The organism is Pseudomonas moraviensis, from assembly GCF_900105805.1.
GTDB classification, from domain to species: Bacteria; Pseudomonadota; Gammaproteobacteria; order Pseudomonadales; family Pseudomonadaceae; genus Aquipseudomonas; species Aquipseudomonas moraviensis_A.
In genome coordinates, this window is the sequence record NZ_LT629788.1 from 1,567,123 (window position 1) to 1,581,575 (window position 14,453).

The following is a 14,453-nucleotide window of genomic DNA, read 5'->3' on the forward strand; positions in this document are numbered from 1 at the left end:
CCCATGTCCTCTCCGTCCTCGGTTGATGAACAACGGTTCCGCAAACTCCTGAGTCGCAACGTCAGCCTGCCGCTGGGCGTCGGCGTGCTCAGTGCGGTGTTTTTCGTCTCGCTGATCACTTATTTGCTGTCCGTCATCCAATGGGTCGAGCACACCGACCGGGTGATCAATAACGCCAATGAGGCGGTGAAACTCACTGTCGATCTGGAAACCGGCATGCGCGGTTATCTGCTCAGCGGTGACGAGCACTTCCTCGACCCGTATGAAATCGCCAAACCGCGTATCGATGTCGCCCTCCATACGTTGCTGGAGCTGACCGCCGACAATCCGGTGCAGACCGATCGTCTGCGGCGTTTGCAGGCGTTGCAGGTGGAGTGGGCCAATTACGCGCAGTCGATGATCGATCTGCAGCGCAGCAGCGGCGATTATCGCGGTGCGGTCAAGGCCGGGCGGGGCAAGCGCCTGACCGATGAAATTCGCAAGCAGTTCGAAGACGTCATCGAGACCGAGCAGGTGCTGCGTGCCACACGCAATGAAGACGTGCGCCGCACCACGATCTGGAGCATCACGCTTTACCTGATCTTCATCGTTGGTATCAGCGGGTTGCTGGCTTACATCGGTCGACGGGACCTGGTCAATCTCTCGACCAATTACAGCGCCAACCTCGCTGCGCAACAGGCCAGCGCCGAGCGCCTGGAGAAACAGGCGTGGCTGCGCAACGGCCAGACACAATTGGCCGAGCAGGTGCTGGGGCAACTGACGCTCAATCTGCTGGGGCGCAACATCCTGCAATTCTGTGCGCAATACCTCGGCACCGCCGTCGCCGCTCTCTATGTGCGCGAAGAGCATGGCGGCCTCAAGCGCGTCGCTACTTACGGCTTCTCCCGCGAGCAGGAAGAGCTGAATCAAACGATTTACAGTGGCGAGGGCATCGTCGGCCAGGTCGCAGAACAAGCACGCTTGATCCGTCTCGATTCGGTCCCGGCCGACTATTTCAAAGTCAGCTCCGGCCTCGGCGCCGGCCTGCCGCACAGTGTGCTGGTGGTGCCGACCAGCGATGACGACCGGGTCAACGGTGTGATCGAACTGGGTTTCCTGCGTCCGCTGAGCGAGCGCGACATCGAGCTGCTGGAGCTGATTGCCGGCAACATCGGCACCTCGATCGAAGCAGCACGCTACCGTCAACGTTTGCAGGAAGTGTTGGCCGAAACCCAGCAGCTCAATGAAGAGCTGCAAGTGCAGCAGGAAGAGCTGAAGACTGCCAACGAAGAGCTGGAAGAGCAGTCGCGGATTCTCAAGGAATCCCAGGCGCATCTGGAAACCCAGCAGGTGGAGCTGGAGCAGACCAACGAGCAGCTCGCCGAACAGCGCGATGCGATGGACAAGAAAAATACCGAACTGAATCAGGCGCAGATCCAGCTCGAAGAGCGTGCCGAAGAGCTGCAACGCTCGAGCAAGTACAAATCCGAGTTCCTTGCCAACATGTCCCACGAACTGCGCACGCCGCTGAACAGTTCGCTGATTCTGGCCAAGCTGCTGGCGGAAAACCCGCAGCAGAATCTGTCGGCGGAACAGGTCAAGTTTGCCGAATCGATCTATTCGGCCGGCAACGATCTGCTCAACCTGATCAACGACATTCTGGATATTTCCAAGGTCGAGGCCGGCAAGCTCGAAGTGCTGGCCGAAAACACCCGCGTCGATCGTCTGGTCGACGGCTTGCGCTCGATGTTCGAGCCGTTGGCCGCCGATAAGAAACTGGCCTTCAGCGTCGAGGTTCAGCCGGACGCGCCAGCCTTGCTGTTCACCGACCGCCAGCGCCTGGAACAGGTCATCAAGAACCTGCTGTCCAACGCGATCAAGTTCACCGAACACGGCGCAGTCAGTCTGACCATCACCGCGCAGCCGAACGACCACATTGCCTTCAGCGTAAAGGATTCCGGGATCGGCATCGCCGCCGATCAGCAGGAAAGTATCTTCGAGGCGTTCCGTCAGGCGGATGGCACCACCAACCGCAAGTACGGCGGCACCGGTCTGGGCCTGTCGATCTCGCGGGATCTGGCGACACTGCTGGGCGGTTCGATCAGCGTCGACAGCGTACCGGGGCAGGGCAGTACATTCACCCTGGTGTTGCCGCGTCAGTACCACGAATTCGGTGACTCGCCGGCGGCGCCGCTGACCTTCCACCCGGCACCTGCGACGCCGACACCGCTTGCCGTTGCGGCGCCGGTGGCATCGGCAATTCCGGCGGTCATCCCGCGCTTCGCCGATGACCGCAACAAGGCGCCGTTCGCCACCCGCTGCATTCTGGTGGTGGAAGACGAGCCGAATTTCGCTCGTATCCTCTATGACCTGGCCCATGAGTTGGGCTACATGTGCCTGGTTGCCCACGGCGCCGACGAAGGCTACGACCTGGCCCGCGAGTTCGTGCCGGATGCGATCCTGCTCGACATGCGCCTGCCGGATCACTCTGGCCTCACCGTGCTGCAACGCCTGAAGGAACGCGCTGAAACCCGGCACATTCCGGTGCATGTGATTTCCGTTGAAGACCGCGTCGAGGCCGCCATGCACATGGGCGCCATCGGCTACGCGGTGAAGCCGACCACCCGCGAAGAGCTCAAGGACGTGTTCGCCCGTCTCGAAGCCAAGCTGACGCAGAAGGTCAAGCGCGTGCTGTTGGTCGAGGATGACGATCTGCAACGCGAAAGCATCGCGCGGCTGATCGGCGATGAAGACATCGAAATCACCGCGGTCGGTCTGGCACAGGACGCGCTGGAGCTGCTGCGCACGACCATCTACGACTGCATGGTCATCGACCTGAAGCTGCCGGACATGCTCGGCAACGATCTACTCAAGCGCATGTCCACCGAGGACATCTGCTCGTTCCCGCCGGTCATTGTCTACACCGGACGCAACCTGACCCGCGATGAAGAGGCCGAACTGCGCAAGTATTCGCGTTCGATCATCATCAAGGGCGCGCGCTCGCCGGAGCGGCTGCTGGACGAGGTCACACTCTTTCTGCACAAAGTCGAATCGCAGCTGTCCCATGAACGGCAGAAGATGCTCAAGACCGCGCGCAGCCGCGACAAGGTCTTCGAAGGTCGCAAAGTGCTGCTGGTGGACGACGATGTGCGCAACATCTTCGCCCTGACCAGCGCACTGGAACACAAGGGCGCGGTCGTGGTGATCGGCCGTAATGGCCGCGAAGCGATCGAGAAACTTCACGAAGTCGAGGACATCGACCTGGTGCTGATGGACGTGATGATGCCGGAAATGGATGGCTTCGAAGCCACCATGGAAATCCGCAAGGATCCGCGCTGGCGCAAGCTGCCGATCATCGCGGTGACGGCCAAGGCCATGAAGGACGATCAGGAGCGCTGCCTGCAGGCAGGCGCCAACGATTACCTGGCCAAGCCCATCGACCTGGATCGTCTGTTCTCGCTGATACGTGTGTGGTTACCGAAAATGGAACGCATCTAGTGGAACGCAGCAGTTCAGCCGAGCGCAACAGCGAAATCGAATTACGCTTGTTGATCGAGGCGATTTACCTGAAATACAGCTATGACTTTCGCGACTACTCCGGCGCTTCGATCAAGCGCCGGGTGCAGCACGCGCTGAGTCAGTTCGAATGCGCGACCATCTCGGCCCTGCAGGAGAAAGTCCTGCACGACCCGACGGCGTTCATGCAACTGCTGCAACTGCTGACGATCCCGGTCAGCGAGATGTTCCGCGATCCCTCGCACTTTCTGGCGATCCGCAACGAAGTGGTGCCGCTGCTGCGTACCTATCCGTCGCTGAAGATCTGGATCGCCGGCTGCAGCACGGGCGAGGAGGTCTACTCGATGGCGATTCTGCTGCGCGAAGAAGGCCTGCTCGACCGCACGATCATCTACGCCACCGACATCAATCCGCGCTCGCTGGAAAAGGCCAAGCAAGGGATTTTCTCCATGGAAAATGTCCGCGCCTACACCGCCAATTACCAGCAGGCGGGCGGCCAGCGCTCCTTTGCCGATTACTACACGGCAGCCTATGGCTACGCGATTTTCGACAAGAGCCTGTGCGAGAACGTGACGTTCGCCGACCACAGCCTGGCGACCGACAGCGTGTTTTCCGAAACCCAGTTGATCTCTTGCCGCAACGTGCTGATCTACTTCAACAAGAAGCTGCAGGACCGGGCGTTCGGGCTGTTTCATGAATCGCTGTCGCATCGCGGCTTTCTGGTGCTGGGCAGCAAGGAAACCCTGGATTTTTCCAACTACTCGAACCAGTTCGAGGCGTTGGTCAAACAAGAACGGATCTACCGCAAACTATGAACGACACCCCGAGCCTGCCTCGCATCGAGGCTGTCGTGATCGGCGCCTCCGCAGGCGGTGTCGAAGCCTTGCTGACCCTGCTCGGGCCGCTGCGCAAAGGCTATGTGCTGCCGATCATCATCGTCCTGCATCTGCCGGAAGAGCGCCGCAGTCATCTGGCTGAAGTGTTTTCCCGGCGCCTGGCGATGCCGGTCAGAGAAGCCGAAGACAAGCAGGATATCGAAGCCGGCACGGTGTACTTCGCCACGCCCGGTTATCACTTGTCGATCGAAGCGGATCGCAGCCTGTCGCTGAGTCTCGAGGATCGCGTGCACCATTCGCGGCCTTCAATCGATTACCTGTTCGAGTCCGCCGCCGACGTTTACGGCCCGACACTCGCCGCCATACTGCTGACCGGCGCCAATCAGGATGGCGCGCTCGGGTTGGCCTGCGTCAAGCGCTGCGGCGGCCTGAGCATTGTTCAAGATCCCAAGGATGCACAAGTCGCCACCATGCCCCAGGCTGCACTGAACGTTCTGCAGCCGGATCATGTCCTACCCATTCACGGCATCGGCCGTCTGCTAGTCGAGCTGGAACGAATCGCATGCTGAGTAATATCCAAGCCAAACTGTTGATCGTCGACGATCTGCCAGAAAACCTGTTGGCGCTGGAAGCGCTGATCAAGCGCGAGGATCGCACGGTCTACAAGGCTCTGTCGGCGGACGAAGCGCTGTCGCTGCTGCTGCAACACGAATTCGCCATGGCCATTCTCGACGTGCAGATGCCCGGCATGAATGGCTTCGAACTGGCCGAGTTGATGCGTGGCACCGAGAAGACCAAGAACATCCCGATCATTTTCGTCAGCGCCGCCGGCCGTGAATTGAACTACGCGTTCAAAGGCTACGAAAGCGGTGCGGTGGACTTCCTGCACAAGCCGCTGGATATCCACGCGGTGAAGAGCAAGGTCAACGTTTTCGTCGATCTGTATCGCCAGAGCAAAGCCATGAAGCAGCAGGTCGAGGCGCTGGAGCAGGCCCGCCGTGAGCAGGAAGCGCTGCTGCAACAGCTGCAAAGCACTCAGCTTGAGCTCGAGCAAGCGGTGCGCATGCGCGATGACTTCATGTCCATCGTTGCCCACGAAGTACGCACACCACTCAATGGCCTGATTCTCGAAACCCAGCTGCGCAAGATGCACCTGGCCCGGGACAACGCCTCGGCGTTCACCCTCGACAAGATGCAGGCGATGGTTGACCGCGATGAGCGACAGATCAAAAGCCTGATCCGCCTGATCGAAGACATGCTCGATGTCTCGCGGATCCGCACCGGCAAACTGTCGATCCGCCCGAGTCGTTTCGATCTGGTGCAACTGGTGAGCAATCTGCTACAGAACTTTGCCCCGCAAATGGAAGCGGCGGAAACCAGTGTGTCCTTCGAAGCGGCGGCGCCGGTCGAAGGTTGCTGGGACGAGTTCCGCATCGAGCAAGTGGTGTCCAATCTGCTGACCAATGCCTTGCGTTATGGCGGGCGGAGCCCGATTCAGGTGCGCGTTTATCGCGAAGGTGAAGAGGCACGGGTCGAAGTTCAGGACCACGGCATCGGTATCAGCGCCGAGAATCAGAAGCGTATTTTTCAGCAGTTCGAACGGGTGTCCGCCAAGACGGTGGTGGCCGGGCTCGGGCTGGGTCTGTTCATTTCCGAGCAGATCGTCGCCGCCCATGGCGGCTCCATCGTCGTCGAGAGTGAAATCAACGAGGGCGCCCTGTTTCGCGTTTGTCTGCCGATCCAGGAAAACGGCATATCCGACGCAACCTCTGAGTGACCACACGGTCGTATCAGCAGCTATTGACCGAACATAGGCTTCCCATGAGCGTAGATGCGCAAGATGTAGTACTCGTCGTCGAAGACGAACCGGTTATCTTGATGGTCCTGACGGATTACCTGTCAGGGCAGGGCTATCGCGTGTTGCAAGCGGAAAATGGCGAGCAGGCTTTCGAGATCCTCGCCAGCAAACCTCACCTGGACATGCTGATTACCGATTTTCGCCTGCCGGGGGGAATCTCCGGCGTGCAGATCGCCGAGCCGGCCGTCAAATTGCGACCGGACCTCAAGGTGATCTTTATCAGCGGCTACCCGCAGGAAATCCGCGAGACTGGCAGTCCGATCACGAACAAGGCACCGATTCTCGAAAAACCGTTCGATCTGGATGTGTTGCAGGAAAAGATTCAGGAATTGCTGGCCTGATTAATACGACGGGCGCCGTAATCCGTCATCACGGCGCCCGTTGTTTTAGCTATTGATCATCTCGCGCACCTTTGCGGTGAGCAGATCAAAGGTGAAGGGCTTGGTGATCATCTGCATCCCCGAGTCGAGGAAGCCACCACGCACCGCCGCGTGCTCGGCATAACCGGTAATGAACAAGACTTTCAGACCCGGTCGATATTGCCGACCGACCTCCGCCAGTTGCCGACCATTCATGCCCGGCAGACCGACGTCGCTGATCAGCAGATCGATACGCTGCGTCGAGTTGAGGATCGGTACCGCGCCATCGGCGTCACTGGCCTCTACGAACGCGTAACCCAACTCACTGAGCACGGCGCTGACCAACACCCGCACTGCCGGGTCGTCTTCGACGATCAACACGGTTTCGCCGTCCATCGCGTAGGGCGCCTGTTGTGAATCCGAGACCGGTTGCTCGGCTTCCTCACCGCGAAAACGCGGCAGATACAGTCTGACAGTGGTGCCTTGATCGACTTCACTGTCGATCGACACATGCCCGCGTGATTGCTTGCTAAAGCCATAGATCATCGACAGGCCCAACCCGGTGCCCTGGCCGATCGGCTTGGTGGTGAAGAACGGATCGAACGCACGGCTGACCACGCTCTGCGGCATGCCGCTGCCGTTGTCAGTGACGCTGAGCATCACGTAATCGCCCGGTTCCAGATTGCTGTAGGCCGCCGTAAAGTCGCGATGCAGAACCTGATTGCTGGTCTCCACCACCAGTTTGCCGCCCTCGGGCATCGCATCACGGGCGTTGATTACCAGGTTGAGCAGGGCGCTTTCCAGTTGATTGGGATCGGCTTCGGCCACCCAGAGGTTGTCGTCCAGGCGCATTTCCAGATGAATGCTTTCATTGAGGCTGCGTTGCAGCAGCTCGCCCATCGACAGCACCAGCGTGTTCATTTGCACGGCTTTCGGGTCGAGTGACTGACGGCGCGAGAACGCCAGCAGGCGATGGGTCAAGCCGGCGGCGCGGTTGGCGGACGTCACGCCGAGATCGATCAGGCTGTCGAGATCCTCGGTACGCCCCCTGGCCAGACGTCGGCGCAGCAGTTCGAGGCTACCGATAATGCCGGTGAGCATGTTGTTGAAGTCATGGGCGATACCGCCGGTGAGTTGGCCGACCGCTTCCATTTTCTGCGATTGGCGCAGGGCTTCTTCATTGTGGCGAAGTTGCGCGGTGCGTTCTTCGACCTGCTGCTCGAGGGTTTCCAGGGTCGATTGCAGGCGTCGTTCGCTTTCACTCAGGTCGATCAGACGATCGCGCGCTTCATATTGTCGTCGCCGCCCGCGCAGGGCGGCGGAGACCAGACTGACCAGCGTCGCGGGATGGAAAGGTCGTTCGAGAAACGTCACGTTGCCCAGCAGTGCGCTCAGTCGCGACGGCGGCCCCTGTTCCTCGCCGCCGTGATGAGTCAGCAGGACGATTGGCAGATCCGACCATGCGGGTTGCTGATCGAGGTATTCGATCAGATCACCGAGTTCCGGCCCGCGCAGCGCTTCGGCGGCAATCAGCAGCAGCCCTGCGCCGAGTTCCAGCTCGGTCCGCAGGGCGCCAAGATCCGGCGCAATCAGGCCACCGTATCCGGCCTCATTGAGGATCATCAGCGCAATCTGACTGTCGCGACCCATGGGCGCCAGAATCAGCACCCGTTCGGCCAACGGGGTATTGACCGTCACAAGCTTTCATCCTCGAGCAGCGGATTACCCGCTCCGATGTAGGTCGGCACGCCACGCAGCACGCCCTGGAAGGATTCCAGCGGTTGACCGATGGTCATGCCGCGCGAGGAAATCCGGTATTCGCGAATGGTCGATTCGTGGCTACCGGTGCGTTTTTTGATAATCGAAATGGCCCGACGGACCTTGCCCAGGGCTTCGAAGTAACGCAACAGAATCACCGTGTCGGCCAGGTAGGTGATATCCACCGGCGCCTGCATGTCGCCGACCAGACCGTGCTGGGCAACAGTCATGAAGGTCGCTGCGCCTTTACGGTTGAGGTACAGCAGCAGCTCATGCATGTGCAGCACCAGCGCATTTTCTTCCGGCATCGCCGCTTGATAACCGTTGATGCTGTCGATAACGACGGTCTTGATGTCGCGCTCGTCAACGCAACGGCGCACGCGATGCGACAACTCACCGGGCGACAGCTCAGCGGCGTCCACTTGCTCGATCAGCAGATTGCCAGTCGCCTGCAAGGCTTTAAGGTCGATGCCGATATGGCGCATACGCTCGAACAGCAAGCCCAGCTCTTCATCGAAAATGAACAGCGCGGCTTTCTCGCCGCGAGCCACCGCAGCGGCAGCGAAGATCATCGAAATCAGTGATTTGCCGGTACCGGCCGGGCCGAGAATCAGCGTGCTTGAGCCGGTTTCGATACCGCCACCGAGCAGGGCGTCCATTTGCGGGATACCGCTGGACAACTGCAGACGTGCGTAATCGCCGCGATGTTCGGCCGCCACCAGGCGTGGAAAGACGTGGACGCCGTCGCCCATGATGGTGAAGTCATGGAAACCTCCACGGTATTTCTGTCCGCGATACTTGACCACTCGTACTCGACGACGCTCGGCGCCGTAGCTCGGTGTCAGCTCTTCAAGGCGGATGACGCCGTGGGCGACACTGTGCACGGTTTTGTCGAGGGACTCAGTGGTCAGGTCATCGAGCAACAGGACGGTGGCGTCGTAGCGCACAAAGTAGTGCTTGATCGCCAGGATCTGCCGACGATAGCGCAAGGAGCTTTGCGCCAGCAGACGGATTTCCGAGAGGCTGTCGAGCACCACGCGGGTCGGTTTGAAGCGCTCGACCACTTCGAAAATCTGCTTGGTCGCCTCACCCAGCTCAAGGTCCGAGGAGTACAGCAGACTTTGCTGGTGCTCGGCGTTCAGCAGGCTTTCCGGCGGCGTCAGTTCGAAGATCTGGATGTTCTCGTTCAGCTCCCAGCCATGGGAGAGTGCACCTTGACGCAGTTCTTTCTCGGTTTCCGAGAGAGTGATGTACAGGCAGCGTTCCCCCGCCAGCGCTCCGGCGCGGAGGAAATGCAGAGCTACCGTGGTTTTGCCGGTCCCGGGTTCACCCTCGAGCAAAAACACATGACCGCGAGACAGGCCACCGGCGAGGATGTCATCCAGACCTGCGATGCCGACGGCAGCTTTCGCACTGATCAACTCGTTTGATGTAGTCAAAAAATGCCCTCTTATGACTAGGGTAATCGGCGGCTGGCTTAGGTGAGCCGCCTGAGTAACTTGACCTCAGGGCGTGTTCACGGTTCCGCTTTTTCTTTGGACAGGTGGCCGATTGCACCCGCTATAGCTTGATTAAAGACCTTGTTGCAGGGCCGGGTCGTCTGGATTCAGTTGTTCGAGTTGCGCCAGCAGAATCTGTACATTCTGCAACTGGCCGCTTTCCTTCCAGTAATTGATCAGCAGCACCCGCGCCTTGCGGTCGGCGGGGTGGCGCTGGACGATTTCCTGCAATTGTTTCTGCGCCGCTTCCAGCTCTTCTGCGCTGTGCAGAGTGGTGGCAAGGTCGTAGCGATAATCCTTGTTGTCGGGCTCCAGCTCGACGGCTTTGGACAGGCCAAGCAGGGCGTATTCGCGCTGGCCGTGATGCAGCAGCCACAGACCTAGGGCGTGCTGCAGATAGGCCGAATCAGGCTGCGCCTTGAGCTGGCGGGCGAGCAACTGGCGAGCGGCATCGCTTTGCCCCTGGCGATCGAGTACATCGATCTGCATGACCAGCGCCGGCAGGTTGCCGGGCTCCAGGCGCAAGGTATTGTCCAAGGCCTCTTGAGCCCGTTTGTACTCGGCGTTGTGAATATACAGGCGGGCCAATTGCGCATAATGGGCGGCGCTTTCCGGCTGGCTTTCGAGATTCTGCTGCCAGCCATCGATGGCCTGCTGCAGCGGCGCGAAATACAGGCCCAGCTCGTCAGGCGTCAGGCCGAGCAGGGCGTTGATTGCGGCGAAACGGACCGTTTGTACTTCATCGTCGAGCAACGGCCCGAGCAACAGACTGCGCTGCCCGCCGGGTACGAGGCCGACGATGCTTTTGATCGCCGCGACGCGCACTTGTGGCGCTTCGTGGTGCAAGTCGATATCAGCGAGTTTCAGTGCCTGCGGACTCGGATAATTGGGCAGCTCGCCATGCAGCCAGACCCGGCGCTTGACCGAGATGTCCGGGCGGCCCAATTGCTGGTACAACTGGCGCGCCGCTCCGGGTTCACCGGTGCGGGCGGCGTTGAGCGCTTCGCTGTAGCCATGTTTGATAGCATCGGGAATGGTCGGTGTGCTGCTGCGCAAGGACAGCCAGATGACGCCGAGGATCAGTACGAGGCCTAGGCCGATCAGCAGGTTGCGGCGGGACTGAGTCATGCGGGTTTCCGAAAGCTTCGAACTTGAGCAGAGCGGCAAGCTTCGGTCAGCTTGGCGCGTGAGTCAAACCCTTGCCAGCGAAACGTCCTACGACACGTGTCGACTGTGAAATCCGTCAGGCTTTTGTGGCAGTGTCTACGCTTGCAGAAGTCGTTTTAAAGAGTGTGCCCATGTCAGCGCTGTTCACCTATTTCAAGGCTTTGATCCATCCCGGTCAGGCTGTTTTGCTGTTTGCCCTGCGGACCATCGCCGCCGGGCTGTTGACCCTTTATCTGGCGTTCATTTTCGATCTCGAACAGCCGAAATGGTCGATCATGGCCGTGGTGATTGTCAGCCAGCCACTGGCGGGGATGGCGCTGGCGCGCAGTTTCGGTCAGGTGATCGGCACCACCGTGGGTGCGGCGGTGGCAGTGCTGATCATGGCGATATTTCCTCAGGCGCCGCTGCCGTTCATTACCACATTGGCGTTGTGGCTGGCGCTGTGCACGGCCGGCGGCACGTTGTTGCGCTACACCAGCTCCCAGGCGTTCGTGCTCAGTGGCTACACCGCAGTGGTTGTGGCGTTGCTGGCGATTCCAGATCAGGACGGCACCTTTTTGCTCGCCGTCACCCGAGTCACCGAAACCCTGCTGGCGGTGGCCTGCGTGTGCGTGGTCAGCTTGCTGACGGCCCGGCCTGAAGCGGTCGCCAAGGGCTATTTCGCCAAAATCGATCAGGTGATCAAACTGGCGGCCAGCCACGCCGCCGAGGTGCTTCGCACGGAAGAAAGCGAAGCCGAGTTCCAGCGTCGGCAGATGCAACTGCTCGGTGAAATCAGCGCACTGGAAGGGTTGCGGCGCCATTTGTATTTCGATGCGCCGCGTCTGCGCAGTGCCGACAACCTGGTATTGCTGCTCGGCAATCAGCTGACGTTGCTCACGTCGCGACTGACCGCGCTGCGTCATCAACGCGAATTGCTCATTGAGCGCTGGGAGGGCGATCTGCCGCTGGAGGTTCAGCAACTGCGGGCCGAGGAACTGGCATTGCTGGAGCAATTGGCGCAACAGGGTCGCGCGCTGTCTGGCGCCGATCGGCAGCGCTTCGTCACGTTGCAGCAACAGTTCGAAGCCTTGGCCTACAAGGCCGAGCAGCAGACCGAGAACATGAGCGCGACCCTGCGTTCACTGGCGTGGGCGTTGCGTTGGGAGCAGGCGCGGCTGCTGCAGCAACTCGACCAGATTCTCGAACTGAGCGACGCCATACAGGAAGGGCGCCCGGCCAGTTGTCTGTATCGCGGCCAGAGCAGTCCGTTGCACCTGGATTTCACCCTGGCCTCGATGAACGCGATTCGCGCCTTCACCGCGCTGTTGGTCAGCGGCTTGATCTGGATTGAAACGGCGTGGGACGGAGCGCGCGGCGGGATGATTCTGGTGGGGATTCTCTGCTCGCTGATGGCGACCTTCCCGCGTCCGCTGATGGCTGCGCAAAGCTATGCGCGGGGCCTGGGCCTGGCGCTGGTGGTATCGGCGTTCTACCAGTTCATGCTGGTGCCGGCGATCAGTGATTTCGAGATGCTCGCCTTGCTGCTCGCGCCGCTGCTGTATGCCATTGCCGTGGGCATTTCCAGTCCGGCCACCGCCGGGATAGGCATGGGCCTCGGCCTGTCGAGCTTTCTCATGCTCGGACCGCAAAATACCGGCACCGGGCAGAACACGGCGATCCAATGGTTCGAATTTGCCGGCGCTTATGTCAGTGCAGCGATGCTGGCCCTGATCGTCTATGCACTGATCTTTCCCTTCCGCCCGGACTTGCGCATTCGCCGTTTGTACGGCGAAGCGCGGGAGCAGGTGTACCAGCTCAGCAAAATGCCGGCGACCGATGAACAACAATTCGCCTTCGAGAGTCGGATGACCGATCGCCTGACCAGCATGCTCGGCCTGCTCCCAGCGGCGAACGACCGCGCCATGCAGCGCCTGTACGAAATCAGTCTGGCTTGCGTGGCCGTGGGCGTCGCCATGCATCAACTGCGGCAGCAGGCTTTGAACAATGGATTGCTCACCGACGCGTTCGGCCAGCGCCTGGCGTCGGCGTTACGCAAAACCGGTCGCCTGGTTGCCGGACGCGGTGATGTGCAACTCGCCGCACTGCTTGCCACGCTGCACCAACTCGGAGATGAGCTGGACGAGCTGCACGCCGACAGTCACGAACATTTATGGTCGGTGTTCCGTATGCGCGTGGCGCTGCTGATTGTGGTGTCGTTCCTCGAGCGCCACGGCGAGCATCTGCAACCTCAAGTCCTGCAAGGAGAACCGCAACTTGCCCATTGATTTCGAGATTGGCGGCGTCTATCTGCCGCCGATTGCCCAAGCGCTGTTACTGGCGATTCCGATTTTCATGTTGCTGGACTGGTGCCTGCGGCGCCTGGGCGTACTGCGCCTGGTCTGGCATGAAGCGCTGTTCGAGGGCGCGCTGTACGCCTGTGTCTGTGCCACGCTGATTCTGTTGATGGGAGCCTGATGTCTTGAAAGCGCTAGTTGCACGAATGATGACCGTGGCCGTGGTGATCCTGGCGATCGTCCTTGGCTGGTTCGCCTGGGAGTATTACACCCGCGCGCCGTGGACGCGGGATGCCCGGGTGAGGGCGGATGTGGTGACGCTGTCGGCAGATGTTTCGGGGCGTATCGTCAAACTGGCGGTGCAGGACAACCAGCATGTCGACAAGGGCCAATTGCTGCTGGAGATCGATCCGGCGCGCTATCAATTGGCGGTCGAGCATGCCCGGCGTTCGGTGGAAGTGTCCAAGGCTTCGCTAGGGCAATCGCAAGCGGCGATCGTCGCCAGTGAAGCCCTGCTCAAACAACGCCAGAGCGAAGAACGTCGGCGACGCACGCTGAAGCAAGGCTTCGCGATTTCCGGTGAGGAGTGGGAGAAATCCAGCACCGACGTGGCGGTTGCCCAGGCGGATCTGTTGCGCAATCAGGCCAACCTCGGGCTGGCTGAGGCCAATGTGCAACTGGCGATTGCCGCGCTGACTCAAGCCGAACTGGATCTGCAGCGCACCCGTGTCGAATCGCCGGTCAGCGGTTACGTGACCAACCTGCTGACCCGCCAGGGTGACTACGCGCAGGCAGGCGGAGCACTGCTGGCGCTGGTCGACAGTGATTCGTTCTACGTCAGCGGTTATTTCGAAGAAACCAAGCTGCCGCGAATCGAGGAGGGCGACCGGGTGCGCATTCAGTTGATGAGCGGCGAGAGCTTCGGCGGCACGGTAGAAAGCATCGCCTTCGCCATTGCCGACCGCGAGAACGCGCCGGGCAGTCGACTGCTGGCGAACATCAACCCGAGCTACACCTGGGTGAAACTGGCGCAGCGGGTGCCGGTGCGCATTGGCATTGATGGTGATTTTGCCGGCAAGAACCGCCTGCGCGCGGGCACGACGGCCACAGTGACGGTCCTGGAGGATCACAAATTTCAAGACCGCCCATGAACCACTGTGGGAGCGAGCAGCCTCGCTCCTACAAGGAATTCAAGCGCTGCTCAA

11 protein-coding genes are annotated in these 14,453 nt (G+C 60.4%); 8 read left to right on the forward strand and 3 right to left on the reverse strand.

All coding sequences use genetic code 11. From position 1 onward, the window contains the following. Window positions 1-3 precede the first annotated feature (3 nt). From BLU71_RS07405 to BLU71_RS07425, 5 genes are read left to right on the forward strand one after another with little or no spacing between them, the layout of a single operon-like run. Window positions 4-3,477 carry a response regulator gene (locus BLU71_RS07405; RefSeq protein WP_064362672.1) on the forward strand — a complete coding sequence of 1,158 codons (3,474 nt, stop codon included), beginning with the start codon at window positions 4-6 and terminating at the stop codon, window positions 3,475-3,477. Continuing rightward, window positions 3,477-4,310 (forward strand): CheR family methyltransferase, encoded by an 834-nt coding sequence (locus tag BLU71_RS07410; RefSeq protein WP_064362669.1) that lies wholly within the window; start codon window positions 3,477-3,479, stop codon window positions 4,308-4,310. The genes BLU71_RS07405 and BLU71_RS07410 overlap by 1 nt, the downstream gene beginning before the upstream one ends. Continuing rightward, the gene (locus BLU71_RS07415; protein ID WP_083352699.1) at window positions 4,307-4,900 is read left to right on the forward strand and encodes a chemotaxis protein CheB; all 594 of its coding nucleotides are present in this window, start codon (window positions 4,307-4,309) and stop codon (window positions 4,898-4,900) included. The genes BLU71_RS07410 and BLU71_RS07415 overlap by 4 nt, the downstream gene beginning before the upstream one ends. Continuing rightward, on the forward strand, window positions 4,894-6,108 hold the full coding sequence (locus BLU71_RS07420; RefSeq protein ID WP_065616290.1) for a hybrid sensor histidine kinase/response regulator: 1,215 nt from the start codon (window positions 4,894-4,896) through the stop codon (window positions 6,106-6,108). The genes BLU71_RS07415 and BLU71_RS07420 overlap by 7 nt, the downstream gene beginning before the upstream one ends. Before the next feature lie 44 nt (window positions 6,109-6,152). Continuing rightward, window positions 6,153-6,530 (forward strand): response regulator, encoded by a 378-nt coding sequence (locus BLU71_RS07425; RefSeq protein WP_039761562.1) that lies wholly within the window; start codon window positions 6,153-6,155, stop codon window positions 6,528-6,530. 45 nt (window positions 6,531-6,575) lie between these two features. Here the strand turns inward: BLU71_RS07425 and BLU71_RS07430 are convergent, their stop codons facing one another. From BLU71_RS07430 to BLU71_RS07440, 3 genes are all read right to left on the reverse strand, one after another. Further along, window positions 6,576-8,246 (reverse strand): ATP-binding protein, encoded by a 1,671-nt coding sequence (locus BLU71_RS07430; protein WP_065616291.1) that lies wholly within the window; start codon window positions 8,244-8,246, stop codon window positions 6,576-6,578. After that, window positions 8,243-9,745, reverse strand: a complete 1,503-nt coding sequence (locus BLU71_RS07435; RefSeq protein ID WP_064362665.1) for an ATPase domain-containing protein — start codon at window positions 9,743-9,745, stop codon at window positions 8,243-8,245. The genes BLU71_RS07430 and BLU71_RS07435 overlap by 4 nt, the downstream gene beginning before the upstream one ends. 132 nt (window positions 9,746-9,877) lie before the next feature. Beyond that, window positions 9,878-10,933, reverse strand: coding sequence for a tetratricopeptide repeat protein (locus BLU71_RS07440; RefSeq protein WP_083352700.1), 1,056 nt, complete (start codon window positions 10,931-10,933; stop codon window positions 9,878-9,880). 170 nt (window positions 10,934-11,103) lie between these two features. On the opposite strand from BLU71_RS07440, the gene BLU71_RS07445 reads away from it, so the two are divergent. The 3 genes from BLU71_RS07445 to BLU71_RS07455 are packed head-to-tail and all read left to right on the forward strand — an operon-like array spanning window position 11,104 to window position 14,399. Then, the gene (locus BLU71_RS07445) at window positions 11,104-13,239 is read left to right on the forward strand and encodes an FUSC family protein (RefSeq protein ID WP_083352701.1); all 2,136 of its coding nucleotides are present in this window, start codon (window positions 11,104-11,106) and stop codon (window positions 13,237-13,239) included. After that, entirely contained in the window at window positions 13,229-13,429 is a 201-nt protein-coding gene (locus BLU71_RS07450; protein ID WP_016774855.1) for a DUF1656 domain-containing protein, read from the forward strand. Before BLU71_RS07445 ends, BLU71_RS07450 begins: the two co-directional genes overlap by 11 nt. Window positions 13,430-13,454: 25 nt before the next feature. Beyond that, entirely contained in the window at window positions 13,455-14,399 is a 945-nt protein-coding gene (locus BLU71_RS07455; RefSeq protein ID WP_371919856.1) for a biotin/lipoyl-binding protein, read from the forward strand. The last annotated feature ends 54 nt before the right edge of the window (window positions 14,400-14,453 follow it).

Bases quoted from the DNA above. Each gene is read 5' to 3' on its own strand.
- BLU71_RS07405 (WP_064362672.1), top strand. From the start codon at position 4: ATGTCCTCTCCGTCCTCGGTTGATGAACAACGGTTCCGCAAACTCCTG.
- BLU71_RS07415 (WP_083352699.1), top strand. From the start codon at position 4,307: ATGAACGACACCCCGAGCCTGCCTCGCATCGAGGCTGTCGTGATCGGC.
- BLU71_RS07420 (WP_065616290.1), top strand. From the start codon at position 4,894: ATGCTGAGTAATATCCAAGCCAAACTGTTGATCGTCGACGATCTGCCA.
- BLU71_RS07425 (WP_039761562.1), top strand. From the start codon at position 6,153: ATGAGCGTAGATGCGCAAGATGTAGTACTCGTCGTCGAAGACGAACCG.
- BLU71_RS07440 (WP_083352700.1), bottom strand. From the start codon at position 10,933: ATGACTCAGTCCCGCCGCAACCTGCTGATCGGCCTAGGCCTCGTACTG.
- BLU71_RS07445 (WP_083352701.1), top strand. From the start codon at position 11,104: ATGTCAGCGCTGTTCACCTATTTCAAGGCTTTGATCCATCCCGGTCAG.
- BLU71_RS07455 (WP_371919856.1), top strand. From the start codon at position 13,455: ATGATGACCGTGGCCGTGGTGATCCTGGCGATCGTCCTTGGCTGGTTC.